Source organism: Acinetobacter sp. WCHAc060042, assembly GCF_003231195.1.
Taxonomy (GTDB): domain Bacteria; phylum Pseudomonadota; class Gammaproteobacteria; order Pseudomonadales; family Moraxellaceae; genus Acinetobacter.
Map to the genome: position 1 here is coordinate 1 of NZ_QKVN01000056.1, position 14,606 is coordinate 14,606.

17 protein-coding genes are annotated in these 14,606 nt (G+C 40.0%); 10 read left to right on the forward strand and 7 right to left on the reverse strand.

All coding sequences use genetic code 11. The features are described from left to right. Nucleotides 1-336: 336 nt before the first annotated feature. The 3 genes from DPG01_RS16855 to def all read right to left on the reverse strand — a co-directional run bounded on the left by DPG01_RS16855 (nucleotide 337) and on the right by def (nucleotide 3,528). Entirely contained in the window at nucleotides 337-2,403 is a 2,067-nt protein-coding gene (locus tag DPG01_RS16855) for a TonB-dependent copper receptor (RefSeq protein WP_110975850.1), read from the reverse strand. Nucleotides 2,404-2,475: 72 nt separating this feature from the next. Next, a complete protein-coding gene (locus tag DPG01_RS16860; protein ID WP_086210793.1) occupies nucleotides 2,476-2,913 on the reverse strand; it encodes a DUF2946 family protein in 438 nt (145 codons plus the stop codon). Between the two features lie 84 nt (nucleotides 2,914-2,997). Then, nucleotides 2,998-3,528 (reverse strand): peptide deformylase, encoded by a 531-nt coding sequence (gene def, locus DPG01_RS16865; protein WP_086210794.1) that lies wholly within the window; start codon nucleotides 3,526-3,528, stop codon nucleotides 2,998-3,000. Nucleotides 3,529-3,648: 120 nt separating this feature from the next. On the opposite strand from def, the gene DPG01_RS16870 reads away from it, so the two are divergent. Genes DPG01_RS16870 through DPG01_RS16880 form a run of 3 tightly spaced genes read left to right on the forward strand, consistent with a single transcriptional unit; the run spans nucleotide 3,649 to nucleotide 6,574 of the window. Next, entirely contained in the window at nucleotides 3,649-4,803 is a 1,155-nt protein-coding gene (locus DPG01_RS16870) for a LysM peptidoglycan-binding domain-containing protein (protein ID WP_086210795.1), read from the forward strand. A gap of 22 nt (nucleotides 4,804-4,825) precedes the next feature. Beyond that, on the forward strand, nucleotides 4,826-5,959 hold the full coding sequence (dprA, locus tag DPG01_RS16875) for a DNA-processing protein DprA (protein WP_110975851.1): 1,134 nt from the start codon (nucleotides 4,826-4,828) through the stop codon (nucleotides 5,957-5,959). Between the two features lie 45 nt (nucleotides 5,960-6,004). Beyond that, entirely contained in the window at nucleotides 6,005-6,574 is a 570-nt protein-coding gene (locus DPG01_RS16880; protein ID WP_110975852.1) for an L-threonylcarbamoyladenylate synthase, read from the forward strand. Between the two features lie 395 nt (nucleotides 6,575-6,969). Here DPG01_RS16880 and DPG01_RS16885 read toward each other — a convergent pair whose 3' ends face one another. After that, nucleotides 6,970-7,890, reverse strand: a complete 921-nt coding sequence (locus tag DPG01_RS16885) for a DMT family transporter (protein WP_086210798.1) — start codon at nucleotides 7,888-7,890, stop codon at nucleotides 6,970-6,972. A gap of 335 nt (nucleotides 7,891-8,225) precedes the next feature. Between DPG01_RS16885 and DPG01_RS16890 the strand changes: the two genes are divergently transcribed. The 7 genes from DPG01_RS16890 (at nucleotide 8,226) to DPG01_RS16920 (ending at nucleotide 12,710) form a co-directional block, all read left to right on the forward strand. Continuing rightward, entirely contained in the window at nucleotides 8,226-8,780 is a 555-nt protein-coding gene (locus DPG01_RS16890) for a hypothetical protein (protein WP_110975853.1), read from the forward strand. A gap of 122 nt (nucleotides 8,781-8,902) precedes the next feature. Further along, nucleotides 8,903-9,448, forward strand: coding sequence for a glutathione peroxidase (locus DPG01_RS16895; protein WP_086210800.1), 546 nt, complete (start codon nucleotides 8,903-8,905; stop codon nucleotides 9,446-9,448). A gap of 175 nt (nucleotides 9,449-9,623) precedes the next feature. Further along, nucleotides 9,624-9,926 carry a hypothetical protein gene (locus DPG01_RS16900; RefSeq protein ID WP_110975854.1) on the forward strand — a complete coding sequence of 101 codons (303 nt, stop codon included), beginning with the start codon at nucleotides 9,624-9,626 and terminating at the stop codon, nucleotides 9,924-9,926. Between the two features lie 62 nt (nucleotides 9,927-9,988). After that, nucleotides 9,989-10,423, forward strand: coding sequence for an RcnB family protein (locus DPG01_RS16905; protein ID WP_086210802.1), 435 nt, complete (start codon nucleotides 9,989-9,991; stop codon nucleotides 10,421-10,423). Nucleotides 10,424-10,575: 152 nt separating this feature from the next. Next, a complete protein-coding gene (locus tag DPG01_RS16910; protein ID WP_110975855.1) occupies nucleotides 10,576-11,166 on the forward strand; it encodes a hypothetical protein in 591 nt (196 codons plus the stop codon). An 83-nt stretch (nucleotides 11,167-11,249) separates the two neighbouring features. Further along, a complete protein-coding gene (locus DPG01_RS16915; RefSeq protein ID WP_086210804.1) occupies nucleotides 11,250-11,693 on the forward strand; it encodes an AAA family ATPase in 444 nt (147 codons plus the stop codon). A gap of 81 nt (nucleotides 11,694-11,774) precedes the next feature. Further along, entirely contained in the window at nucleotides 11,775-12,710 is a 936-nt protein-coding gene (locus DPG01_RS16920) for a hypothetical protein (protein ID WP_110975856.1), read from the forward strand. A 38-nt stretch (nucleotides 12,711-12,748) separates the two neighbouring features. Here DPG01_RS16920 and DPG01_RS16925 read toward each other — a convergent pair whose 3' ends face one another. The 3 genes from DPG01_RS16925 to DPG01_RS16935 all read right to left on the reverse strand — a co-directional run. Continuing rightward, nucleotides 12,749-13,051 carry a hypothetical protein gene (locus DPG01_RS16925; protein ID WP_110975857.1) on the reverse strand — a complete coding sequence of 101 codons (303 nt, stop codon included), beginning with the start codon at nucleotides 13,049-13,051 and terminating at the stop codon, nucleotides 12,749-12,751. Between the two features lie 137 nt (nucleotides 13,052-13,188). Then, on the reverse strand, nucleotides 13,189-14,049 hold the full coding sequence (locus DPG01_RS16930) for a D-hexose-6-phosphate mutarotase (RefSeq protein ID WP_110975858.1): 861 nt from the start codon (nucleotides 14,047-14,049) through the stop codon (nucleotides 13,189-13,191). Between the two features lie 52 nt (nucleotides 14,050-14,101). Further along, nucleotides 14,102-14,606, reverse strand: a 505-nt coding sequence (locus DPG01_RS16935; RefSeq protein ID WP_110975859.1) for an IS30 family transposase, incomplete at its 5' end; no start/stop codon positions are given.

Below are 14,606 nucleotides of genomic sequence, written 5' to 3' on the forward strand. Positions count from 1 at the left end.
ACTTATTCTGAATAAATATTTTCACATGTTTACTTTTCAAACTCACATAAATTTAAGTTATTGTTATTTATATAAAATTTATTTTATAAATTTTAACTAATTTTCATAGCCACTTAAATTCAACCTGTACGGTATACATTTTTTATAACCTAACATATTGTTTTATATTATATATTTTAAAAATCAACTCAATTTCTATCTTTAAACTGCTGTTTCCTCAGCCACTTTCTGTTGAATCTTTATTCAGCATGCTGTTTTATCAAACATTTTTTAACTTACAAAGCAAAACAGCCCATCTATTTCTAGACAGGCTGTTGCGATGATTACTCTATATCTTTAGAACTTCATACTGATACGTGCCCAATAATTACGCCCTATATTGTTAAATTGTTCTGTTGCAGCATAACCAAAACCCGAACTTCCAAGCTTGTTTAAATGTTCTGTGTAATTTTTATTCAGCACATTATCCACTCCCACAGCTAGATCAACATCTTTCATCACTTTATAGGTTGCATTCAATGCAAGTGTACTAAACCCTTTGCTCTCACCAATGTCATAACCGACAATATTACCTTTATTCAGATTAATTCGATCCTGCTTTGCTACTGCACGCCACAATAAGCCTAAAGAATACTTATCTTGTACGTATCTTAGATTGAAACGGCCTTCCAAAGGAGCAATCTGAGGAAGTGGATCATTATTATCCATAATTTCTCCCCATGCATACATGGTACTAATATCGGCTTGAATCGCATCAGTAAATTGGTAACCCATACCCGCTTCAGCACCTGCAATTATTGCATCAACATTTTTAGCACCTGCACTAAAAGATGAACCATGCCCGTGTCCTGTCGAATGGTTATGATAACTGAGTAAAATAAAGTCGTTGATCAAACCAGTATATGCAGATGTCCATAAACTAAATGCACCATGCTCTTGCTGATAGCCCATATCAAGCTGTAAGGTTTTTTCAGTGTCGAGATCGTTAAATGTCGGCTTTGACGTACCTGTGTTGCCATGCGCTGTACTGAATAATTCCCAATAATCTGGAACGCGCTCTACATAACCCAGTCCGATATACGATTTGGCATTATGTTCAGGATGCTGATTTTCCATGCGAATAAAACCACTTGGTAAGGTTTCTTTACGTTCATCACTCAGTTCTAAAGCATCAATTTTGACCTGATCAATACGTGCACCTGTCACTAGTTTATGCTGATCATTGAGTGCATAACTCAGCTCACCAAAAGCCCCATAAGACTCAAATTCCATATTGGTTTTAAAGGGAGAGCTCATACTCGGCATAGCATACATAATCATATTGCCACCATGCTTATTACGCTGTGAGTCTATTCCTGTCATCAGGCTGACTTTGTCCCATTCAGAAGTCATTGCAGCACGCGCATTCAACGTACGACGTGTCACCTCCATCTCCATCTTATTTGGCACAGTCATACTCATGCCATTCATCGTCATAGTCGTTGTTGCTGGCGTTCTTAAACGAAAATTATCCATAACATGGTCGTTATAGCTATAGTCAACTTGTGCTTCGACCTTCTTAATCACCTCGCTGACATTTTTCTTTTGCAGATGCAAACCTAGACTTTCACGGGCAAATTTAGAGCCATCCATGCTACGTCCAGCATAAACAGCCTCACCATCACTTTTACCACCTTTTAGCTCTATCCATGTGTCTTCATTCGGAGTCCAGCCTAATGCAAGGTCTGCATTCCATTTTTCCCAATCCGAGGGAACCGTATCGCCCGCTCCATCTTGATAACTGCCTGCAATCGAACGGTTAGCATTTAAACGTGCATATTTCTTTTCATCACCAACAGCAGCTTCAATATTTTGATCTAAACGACCATAAGAGCCAAGCATGACACTGGCTTGTCCACGATAAGGTTTCGCCGAAGTGAGCTGTTCAGGTTCACGTTCAAAAATAACAGTTGCGGCTGAACCAGTATGCGCATACTGAACAGTTTGCGGCCCTTTTACGACCGTGATTTTGTCATAGCTTTCAGGAGAAACATACGACGTTGGATTATCCATACGGCTTGGGCATGCGCCTAGGTTTTCCGTACCATCGGTGAGGATTTTAATACGGGAACCAAACATACCACGGAAGGTGACATCGCCATTCGCACCGCCATTTTTGATCTGGTTAAAACCGACAATACTTTGTAGGTAGGCTGCACCGTCAACTGCAGGAATTGGCTGCGTGGGTTGCTTCGGATCGGCATGTACAATGAGACCATTGGCATCATTGCCCTGCTGAGCCGTCACCACAATCGGCGCTAAAATATGCGCACTGTCTGTCTCTGTGGCAAATACGACACTTGAAAAACAAGCAAGAGAAATCGCAGCCGCAAGAGGCTGTAAAAAGAATGTAGGCTGAGCCATTTTTATTCTCACTAAATCTATAAATACAACTAGGCTAGAGTCCGTTAAGACCCGAAAAATAAATGTCTAGGTTTATACAAACAGTGGCGGTGCTCGCCCTTGAGGCAGTAAGAAAAGTTGTTGTAGCGCAAACCAAACATGCACAAAGGCTTTTTGAAATGCAACTAAACGGACTTGAATACGATCGAGTACCGATTTCAACTCTAAATCGGGCGGTAAGACTAAATTACCGTACACCGTACAGTATTGGCATTGATGACTGGCATCATGATGATTGTGTTCAGCATGTTGTGAACTGAGTTCATGCTGAGTCTGCATATCATGATGATGCGTGGAATGCTTTTCAGCATGAGAACTGAGATGTTCAACTGGCTTGAGTAAAAGCGCACGCGTAATGGTTTCACAGACCGGCGCAATTTGATATTGCGTCGGAAGCAAAGGCTGTAAAAAAACAGCAATCTGTAAAAACACGGCTACACAAGACAGTAGCAACGCAGCTCTAAAGAACAATCCATTCCACCTGAGTTGAGGACGCGGGAAGTATATAACAAAGCCCAATCAAAATTGGGCTTTGTTTATGAAATTTAGGAAAAATTAACGTTTTACGGCTACTTTGTCTTTTTGACGTTGACGCGTGATTTTTTCCACTTTTTCCCGTGCACGTTGACGCTTCAGCGGCGACAGATAATCGACAAACAATTTGCCATTTAAGTGATCCATTTCATGTTGAATGCAAACAGCGAGAAGTCCGTCAGCTTCGACCTCAAATGCTTGACCTTCAAGGTTAATTGCTTCGATCTTTACACGTGACGGACGCGCAACTTTATCGTATATTTGAGGAACTGATAGACAGCCTTCTTCATAGGGCTGTGTTTCTTCAGTCAATGGGGTGACTTTGGGGTTAATGAATACCAAAGGTTGGTCTTTATGTTCAGACAAGTCCATGACAATTAACTGAATATGACGATCAACTTGTGTCGCGGCAAGTCCAATGCCTGGCGCTTCATACATGGTTTCAAACATATCTGTAGCCAGCTGACGAATTTCATCAGTAACTTCTTCGACGGGTTCTGCAATGGTACGAAGACGGGGATCAGGAAAACTTAAAATAGGTAATAAGGCCATACTGCGTCCTCAATTATGCCATTGATCAAAAAACCAAATGAAGGGAATGCTTGATCAAAAAAATGTGTGTAATATCGTTATTATAACGCAACTACATACATAATTTTAGGAATTATGATAATGAAAAAGGTTTTTATGGGCATGCCATCTTTTAGTGCCTTGGGGTTTAAGCAACACATACTAGCTCTTGCCATTTGTGTAAGCGTTGGCGCAAGCGTTATTTCTACAGCACATGCAGCACCTGCTCGAAATACCAATCCACCTGCTCTAAAAGCCAATGCACCGAATGTTTATGTGGTGAAAAAAGGCGATACCTTGTGGGATATTTCTAAACGTTTTCTCAATAATCCTGTCCGCTGGCCTGAAATTTGGGCAAGTAATAAACATGTTAAAAACCCGCACTGGATTTTCCCAGGTGACCGCTTGCTGATGTGTACCTATGAAGGTCGCCCAATCATTGGCAAAGACGAAGGCGATGGCTGTGAAGGGATTATTCGTCGTTATGCAGGTGGCACCAAACTTCAACCACAAGCTCGCGTTGAATCATTAAACAATGCAATTCCAGTGATTCCACTTGAATATATTAAGAACTGGCTAGAACACAGTACTATTCTGCCTGAAGAATCATTAAAAGATACACCATATATTGTCGGTGCTGCAGATCAACGAGTCATTGCAGGTAAAGGCCAAACTGTTTATGCACGTGGTCAAGGCATTCAAGTCGGTCAGCGCTACGCGATTTACCGTGAAGGCGAACCGTATATTGTGACGGATGCAGAAGGTAAAAAACAAAATCTAGGTTTAGAGTTGACTCAGGTTGGTTCAGCCATTGCCATCCGTGGTGAAAATGACATGTCAACTTTAGAAATTACAGACTCATATAATTCTGAAGTCCGTCGTGGTTATCGTGTCCTACCTGAATATGATGCCATGCTTCCAACCTTGTTCTACCCAACACATGCACAAGATGTCACTGGTGGCGGTCAAGTGATTCGGGTTCAAGGTTCGATTGGTTTGGCAGCGAAGCATTCAGTTGTAACCATTGACCGTGGCACAATGGATGGCGTTCAATCAGGCTATGTGTTCGCGGTCAGCCAAAAGGGTCAAGAAATCCGTGATCCGAAGACCAATGAAAAACTTACGCTTCCAACTGAGCGTATTGGCAACATCATGGTATTCAAAACCTTTGACCGCGTTAGTTATGCTTATGTACTCGACAGTGAGTTACCAATGAACTTGGGCGCTCATATTTATCCATCGGTTGTGGATGAATAATCCGTTGCTTTAAGGTACATATATGCTGAACTCATTATCACATGAACAGATTGCAACAATCACCCTGTGGTATTTAGTTCAGCATTCTTTATCGAGCTTTCAAAAATTACAACTTCATTTTGGCTCAAGCAGTGAAGCCGTTGCTCCAGCTCATCTCAATACTTGGTCCAAACTCGGTTTGCACAAAAGCCACCTGCAACGTGTAGCAGAGCTACAAACGCCTGCTGGACAAAACAGATTGCAAAGTGTACTGCATAACATTCAAACCAGTTGTGATTTTATCTTGCTAGAAACCGAAAGCAATTACCCCTCTCAACTACTCCCTTATGCAGATCGGCCGCCAGTCTTGTTTGGTCAGGGTAATCTACAAAACTTAATGCAAGCTCAAGTTGCTATCGTCGGTAGTCGTAAGCCGAGCCCCCAAGGTAAGCAAATCGCGTATGACTTTGCTTATTACTTGGCAGAAAAAGGCTTTTACATTACCAGTGGCTTAGCTGAGGGCATTGATGCTGCGGCGCATCAGGGTGGATTAAAACATCAACGTACAATTGCGGTGATAGGTACAGGCTTAGATCTCACTTACCCCTCCCAACATCAAACGCTCCGCACACAAATATTAGAAAATAATGGCTGCATTATTACAGAGTTTCTGCCCGGCACCCCACCTTTACAGCGTAATTTTCCACGGCGGAATCGTATCGTCAGTGCACTGAGTCTAGGGGTTGTCATTGCAGAAGCAGCCTTAAAAAGTGGCTCTCTAGGAACCGCACAAAGAGCCGCAGAGCAAGGGAAAACCATTTTTGCCATTCCGGGGCATATTTACAGTGAACACCATCAAGGTTGCCATCAATTGATTCGTGAAGGAGCTATTTTGGTTGATCATCCTGAACAGGTCATTGAAGATTTAGCGCTCCCTACCCAGTGGCATAGCCAATCTCAAGCAAATGGACTGCATGAAAATGCAGATCTTGAAATTCCCCCCGATTTACTTGAGCTCTATAATCAACTGGATTGGGTTGGACAGAATATGGATCAGCTCAATTTTAAACTTGGGGTGGATATTGCCACACTCACCAGTCAATTGATGGAACTGGAAATTTTGGGACTTGCACAACAACAGGCTGGAAATTATCTGCGTTGCCGTTCTCACCAATAAAGTTCACAATAGTCCCTCTTTCCCCAATAAAAGGTACCACGTGTAATGATTACCACCTCTGTGACTGAAGCGGCGCAATGTTTAAAACATGGTCAAGTTTTAGCATATCCAACAGAAGCAGTATGGGGTTTAGGCTGTGATCCTTATAACGAACAGGCATTTTTGGACATTCTACGGATTAAACAGCGTCCTATAGAAAAAGGTGTCATTTTACTGGCTGGGCAAATTTCTCAAGTTGAACCGCTTTTAGAACACCTAGATCCTACTATTCGCCAGCAAGTTATTGATAGCTGGAGTCATCGTAGTCCATCTGAACGTGCAACCACATGGCTCTTGCCTGCAAATGAACATATTCCGACATGGATTAAAGGCAATCATCCTAAAGTTGCGGTTCGCGTCACCACACATCCCATTTGCGTTGCCCTGTGCAATGCTTTTCAGGGCTTTATTGTTTCCACCAGCGCCAATCCTGCTGGACTCGATCCTGCACGCTCATTACAAGATGCAAGCCAATATTTTGCCCAACAGGTGAGTTATCTAAATGGTGACTTAGGACTAAGCAAAGAACCAAGTCGCATACTTGATGCAGAAACTGGTGAAGTGGTTCGTGCCTAAAAATAGGCTTCTTATCAAAATTTATAGGAAAAATAGACAAAAAAAAGCTCAGCCATATAGGGATGGCTGAGCATAAAAAAGGATGTGTAATCACATCCAGAGGGTCTGAAAACCGTTGAGCAAAAGCAAATGCACTGTTTAAAAGCATCATCGTTTCGCAGTGCGCGTATTATGTAGCAAAATGTAACTTCTAACAAATAGATTTTTTGTATTAATCATCCGTCTAAAAGCATGATTAATCTGAATAATTGAAAGATAATTAAAATTATCTGTCTATTTTTAATGATTTTTTAGGCATATTAAAGAACATGCTTAATCTAAAAATACTATTACAAATAAAAAAATGAATGAATTATTCTATTCAAAATACATCTGTTTGTACATTTTTCAACCTTTTAATCTAAATGACCCGTCAAAGTAGAAACCTTTTGTAGCGTTTTTCGCTGTGCGAGTAAAATACCCAAGATGATCACTATACCACCAACAGTATGATAGACCGTCCACGCTTCTTTTAACCAGAAAAATGCAATTACTGCAGTAAAAACAGGCATCAAGTTCATAAAAATGCTGGTTCGGTTTGGCCCTAAACGCGTAATTGCAAGCATCCAAACCATCGGTGCCACCAATGAAGGAAAGATGCTGGCATATAGTACACTCGCTGCATTTTGACTATTGATTGAATCCAGTCCGAAATATGCAATAAATGGTAAATGATAAAGCAGCGCAAAAAAGATTTGGACATAAAGGCTCAACATGAGTGGAATCTGTAATTGCCATTTCTTTAAAAACACGCCATAAAAGGCATAGAAAAAGACAGCAACCACCATCAAGACATCACCAAAGTGTCCGCCAGACTGAACTAAGCCCGCCAGATTGCCCTGCCCAATGATATAGACCAAACCAGCAAAAGAGAGAATACTGCCAATAATCGCAAAGCGATTTGGAATATCTTTTAAAATCAACAATGAAACAAAAATGGTAAAGATCGGAATAAAGGCATTAATCAGCCCCATATTAGTCGCAGTGGTATAATGGGCAGCCGTATAAGCTAAGCCCTGATACAACACTAGACCAAATGCGCTCAATACCGCGAGTTGCCAAATATGTCCTCGGATCAATACCCATTTACGACATAAAGGAATGAGTGCAAAAGGAGTTAAAAGGATAAAAGCAAAGAACCAACGATAAAAGCTAATACTCACAGGTGAAATAAAATCTGCCACATAACGCGTGACCACAATATTGATTGACCAAATCAGTACAGCAATGATGGGTAAACTCAAAGCCCAATACATTCGTTGTTGTGTAGTACTCATGCCTAATCCAGTTCAACTTTTGTATGCAAAATTTAGATGAATGTTAAAGCATTTTTTCAGTTTATTCGAATATCATTTGGGTATTCAACATAATTGATACATTTATTTTTTAGATTTAAAATCAATAAAAAACAAAGTATTAGTGTTAATCATAAGTGCAAAACAGATTACAGTCATCACTTTCTACGTTCCAACTCTACAAAAACACCATAGAACGCATTCGGCCATCTCTGCATTTTATTTATAGCGTATGAGAAACGCATTCTGAATAGATTTGTCATTGCACTGCGACTTTGGCAGATACCAAGCATATTTCCCGATAGAAGGATGTTCTTATGAAAAAGTTACTTTTAACCACAGTCTGTTTGGCCACGCTATCTTTGGCCGCATGTGAAAAGAAAGGAACTGAACCGGCCGTTGAACAAACAACGTCTGCATCTGAAACAACCTCCACCGAGGCAACCACCGTCGTTGCTAATCATAGCAATAATAACATTGCTGATATTCAAGCCGATTTATTGGCCGTAGAAACCTTATCAAATGCAAAAGCACAGGAAGCCACAGCATTCCAAAAAGAAGTTGCCGCAGTTGTCGAAAAGAAAGATTCGACACAACTTAAAGCAGTGCTTGAAAAAACAGAAACCTATGTCAAACAATTTAATGATGAGCTTGACGCTTTAACTTTAAAAAGTACTGAGGTGGATGCCTTACGTAAAAAAATGCAGGATGCCAATAACCTTGGCATTGTGCTGACTAAAGAGAGTATTGAAACAAAGCCAGATAGTGCAAAAATTACCGAGCTTCAAAACAAAGCCATGGAACTACAGAAAACCATCATGGCTGATGTCACGGCTTTAGAAGCCAAAGTCAAAGCAGCTCATGCTCCTTAACCTTAAAGCACAACATTAAAGCAAGCTTCGGCTTGCTTTTTGTTGTGATGAGACATCAAATTGACGTGACTTTGGCGAACGCTTACAACACAATAAAATAGACTTTATATAAGGACACTCAAATGAGCACTTCGATTTATAACATTCCAGTCAAAACCATTCAGGGTGAAAACATCAACCTAAACCAGTACCAAGGTAAAGTGCTACTGGTGGTGAATGTTGCATCTAAATGTGGACTGACACCACAATACGAAGGTTTAGAAAAACTCTACCAAGACAAAAAATCTCAAGGTCTAGAAATTTTAGGCTTCCCTGCTAATGATTTCTTAGCACAAGAGCCTGGTTCAGATACTGAAATTCAAGAATTTTGCTCACTCAATTACCAAGTTGATTTTCCACTCTTCTCAAAAATCTCAGTTGCAGGCGATGACAAACATCCGCTATACCAAACTCTGACCCAAGCCATTCCTGAACGTATTGGAGAAGGTCCATGGTGGAAAGACTTAGTTGACTACGGTTTAACACCAAATGAACCACCTGAGGTACTGTGGAACTTTGAAAAATTCTTAATCAATAAAAATGGAGAAGTGGTTGCGCGCTTCGCACCCGATATTACAGCCAATGATCCTCGTATCGTCGATGCAATCAATGCTGAACTATTAAAGTAAAAACAGCTCATATGCTCAGAAAGTGAGATTCTTACTTTCTGACCTACTTTTCATTCGTCTCCTTTATTCCTCCACAGTTTTAAACTTTATACAACATAAAATCCAAATTAACTCGAACACTTACTGTTGTAATAGCAACATCAGAACAAGACAGATATGAATTGAAAGGTCGATTATGAAACATTTGGTGCAAGCAGTTATTCTCTCATTATCCACAGCATTAGTCGCTGCACCTGTTTTTGCAGCACAAGCAGAACAGCAACCTGCTAAAACTCAAGCAGCAACTCAACAGCACGTACATAAAGCATCTGACGCAAGTAAGCCAGTAGCTGTAAAAAAGCAATCTAAGACACCAACACCAGCTGTACAAAAGAAAAAAGAAACACCTAAAAAGGCAACAAGCAAGAAAGTTACACCTCAGAACCACACACAACCGCAACACAAAACTGGCGAAAAAAAACCAGTTAAAGCTGCGTAATATTGCATTATTGCCTCTGTAACTTACGCCATCAACGCATACAATATTTAAAAAGGTCAATTATGAATCGTTTAATTAAAGCTGTAATTTTTTCATTCTCAACTGCATTAGTTGCTGCTCCTGCATTTGCTGCTCCACAAGATCAACGTAACAACGCAGAGCATGCAACACAAAATCACAATGATGCGCCAAATCACAATGATGCACATAAAGATGCATCTAACCATCATGCTGACGAGCATAAACCTGCTCCACAAGCTGCACAGCAACCAGGTCAACAAAAACCAAACCACGATAAAGCACCAAGACCATCAGCATCTTGGAAGCCAGGCAATCCCGTCCCAACTCAATACCGTGGTCAAGGCTACAAAGTCGACCATAAAAAGTTTAAAAAATTGAGCAAACCAGGTAAAAACCAACAATGGATTAAAGTGAATGGCGACTATGTACTGACAGATATTCGTACACATGCCATTATCAAAATTATTGCAGGTTAAGTTATCTGCTGATATCGAATCAGAAGAAAGAGTGCCACGGCACTCTTTTTTTTAGCTTCTCAAATAGTTTTGTTATGACTTTGAAACACTCTATTTTATCTGCACATTTTGCCTCTATATTAAAAATAGATAGCCGCAATATTGATTTGATGATGAAAAAATTTTTACAAAACTTAATTCTCCCTTTTGCTTTGTTTAGTTCGGGCATTTTGCTGATTGGCTGTGAACAAGCAGCCGAACCAAACCAGCAAAATATTCAAACTGAAAACGCTGATCAGCGCTCAATAGCACATGTGCAAAACACTGAAAAACCTGAACTCAAAACAGGGAGCATGCTGTATATCGTCCGTGATGTAGCAGATCTGCAATTAAAAGCAGGAGAATATGTCACCCAGCTTCAAGAAACCCAAAACGATCTACAAACCGCAATTGATCAGCACGATCAACAACAATTGCAACAGGCAGCCTCTGCCTTACAAAAACAATTGACTGGGTTTAATGCTGCTTTGAACAGCCTTAACCTCAAAACTCAAGAAATTAACGATATTCGTAATACTTTACTCTCCGCGAACCAACAAGTTTTGGCTTCACCATTTTTAAATGGACAAGTGGATTTCAGCCAAGTGGATTTTAAAAAAATTCAACAACAAATGGGCACAATCCAATCCGAAATGCTGAAACTGGCTTCTATGATGATTCCTCAACAAGCGGACAACGATGCAGCAGCTGAAAAGCAGTCTTAAATTATTTTAAGTCTTGCGACTTTAACAATAAGGAGAGAAAATTATTCAAAGGCTTTCTCGCACAGCGAGTATTTAAATCACATATGCAACTGATTATTTTTATGGGCATCCAAGCTTCAGGAAAATCGAGCTATTATCTGCTAAATTTGGCCCATAGCCATTTACGCATCAACCTCGACATGCTGAAAACAAGGCATCGTGAAAAGATCATGTTTGAAGCAGGACTGGCCTCAAAAACCAAAATGGTGATTGATAATACCAACCCAACCATCGCTGACCGAGCCCGCTATATTCAAAGGGCAAAGGACGCAGGCTTCGAGATCATTGGCTATTGTTTCGAAACTGAACTCAGTAGTGCTCTACAACGTAATCGCTTACGCGAAGGTAAAGCTTGCATTCCCGATGTCGGTGTTCGTGCCACTTATAAAAAATTTGAGCAGCCACAACATGCTGAGGGCTTTAATGCCTTATATAAAGTTAATATTCTAGGTCATGGGGAGTTTTCCATTTCTCCCATACATACTTAATAGTTTGATGAAAAAATATTAACTATTTCTCATTTTTGAGCTAACATCTACAAATAATAAACACAGAAAAACATTTCTATAATGAAAAAAGTCATTCTTGTGGTGGTCTGTTTAGCAATCATAGTTTTTGGCGTGATGCATTTTGTAATGCCTGAAAAAACGACACCACATTTGACCCATTTTTTCTCTAAAGAGTACAAAGAAACCCAACGCACTCAAGATTGGTTGAAATACAAACAGCAACAACAATTACTTTTGGTCGATGTGCTAATCCCTGTCAGCCCCAAACAGCAAGGCGCCTATGCTGAGTATATCAAACAGAAAATTGAGCTTAATCAGCAAAATATTCAGCGTATCAAGTTAAATCATTATCAAAGTAAAGGCTTTAAAGAACTACAGCAATTAGAAATACATGCGCTAGAGCAATGGAATGACCTGTTCCAGACACATATTGTCGATGCCTTTGTCGATCAACAATATTTCTCTGAAATTCCCGTAGAAGAATATCAACAGATCAACACAGAAGCACGTTATGCCTTACAGCAGCAGGAAATTTTGGTCTTAGAACATTTACAGCAACTGCTACAACAGAATAATCCTTATGTCTCGGACATAGACCATGCTCTACTCAGTGACTGGGTTTATTACCAACAGATGCAACATGAAATTCACCCCGTGATATCTGAATGGCTAAAAACCGAAACAGATACACCACACCGAAGCCGTCAAGATGCGATGCAAGACTTAAGGCTTTATAAGCGGTTTAACCCAAATACCGATGAATATAAGTACATCATGTCACTTGAAACACAGCTTTGGCATGCTGAACATCCATCCTCTAACTTAGTCGCAGAACAGCCAAATGCTATCTCTGAACTAGAAATAGATCAGGACATCATCATTCCTCAAGAGAAGCCACAGATCGACCAAATCAAACAACTCATCCAGCAACAGCAGGATGCTGTAAGCCAGATGCTACTCCATCAGCTCAGTCAGGCCTTTCTTAAAAAGAATTAAGCCCACCCACCATAATAGAAAATAAATTTAGCTTACTGCTAAACTTGAGTGCTTTTCATCCAGTTTCTAAAGACCAATTGCATCGCTTGTCGTTCATAAGGCTTGGCTAAACGAGATTCTATGCTAGAAAAATCACCTTTATAGGCGGCTTCTATGATGCACTTGGCCAATTCCTGAATACTGACTCGGCCACGATGTTCATATTGCAAAATTTCTTCTTGCGTCAAAACCAAGTCCCAACAAGACACAACCGAACTCATATCAATGGCAATACTCAGATAATAGCGCTCAAAGTCTTGGTAAAGCTCCCAAAAATGAGCTTCATAGGCAATCAGGTTCATGGTCTTATTCACTTAACAATACTGTATCAACTTATACTTTTTATTGAATGAAATATATGCAACTTTAGCTACATATTCACTTGAGTACTATCCGTTGGCCTCAATCTAGATGGCTTTACTGCGCGAAGGCTTCCCATTTACTCTATACATAGTTCAAATTGGATCATTTCTCCCACTTTTAAAAATACTTTCTCTGATGCAATTTGCCCGCACTCAATACAAACGAAATCTTGCCAAGCATCATCTCGAATATCAAGAATACGCCTCGATTTATCTATCCAAGGATTCCAGATAATTGCACTTTTTGCAGTACTACGAATAAAAATCTGGTGCTGCGTGTCTTGTTCTAAAACAACCTGCCCCCTTGTTAGAGGATAAATGCGATCTAATTCTGATTTAAACTCAATCTGTTGCTCAAATTGATTCTGAACTTTATTGTTATTCAATTGATCAATATAAGTTGTATTGTCTAATCCCGAAATTTTAGCAATTTCTGTTTTGGCAGGAAAATAGCTATGCCATGCAAAGCTAAATTCTATATCCACTGTATCTAAATTGCTCAGTTGCATCATGAGTTGCAATTTTTCACCACAATAAATATGCATACTCAACTTAAATGCAACATCCCAATATCTGCGCGTTACATTTGAATCCCTCAATTCAAAAATAATTTCATGCCCTGCTTCACTCTCAATAACATTGACAAGTTTCCATTTCAGGTTCCGTGCAAAGCCGTGTGCAGGAAAATCGGCATGTTGTGAGTGGGCACTAAACCACGGAAAACATAAAGGAATCCCTCCTCGAATGGCTGTCCCTGCCTGATAAGAATTTAGTTCAGAGAGCCAAAGCAAAGGCTGTTGTTTCACTTTGGAATAAAATTCGAGTACTTGTGCTCCTTGGTAACTCATCACGGCATCGCAATATGCATTTGATACTTTTAAAACATCCAACTCACTCTCGGCAAGTTGATCAATGCTAATGCCAGAAACATTGAACATAAATTTCCACACTTTTCGAATTAACGCCATTTATACTAAATTTTTTCGACACTTAGATTAGCATTTGAAGTGCAACACCATGTTGTTGCCATAATACCTGACTCGGACTTTTAAAGCTGAGTCTTTTTCTTGGACGGTGATTCAGACGTTTAGTGATTTCTGCAATATATTCATCTGAATACTCATTCAAGTCACTCCCTTTTTGAATATATTGTCTGATTAAACCATTTGTATTTTCATTCGTGCCTCGTTGCCAAGCGCTATAAGGATCAGCAAAATACCAGTCTAGTTCTAATTCTTGAGCAACATACTTATGCAGACTAAACTCCTTACCATTATCTGCGGTAATAGTCTTTAGCTGATCTTTGATTGGCTTAAGAAGGCTGATGGTTGTTTGGCAAATTTCCTCTGCCTTGCGTGAGCTACACTTTTTCAGCCATAAATAACCTGTCTTCCGATCCACAATAGAGACCAATGATTGCTGATGGTTCTTACCAACAATCGTATCTATTTCCAGATCACCAAAGCGATTTCGCCGCTCAATCTCGATAGGTCTG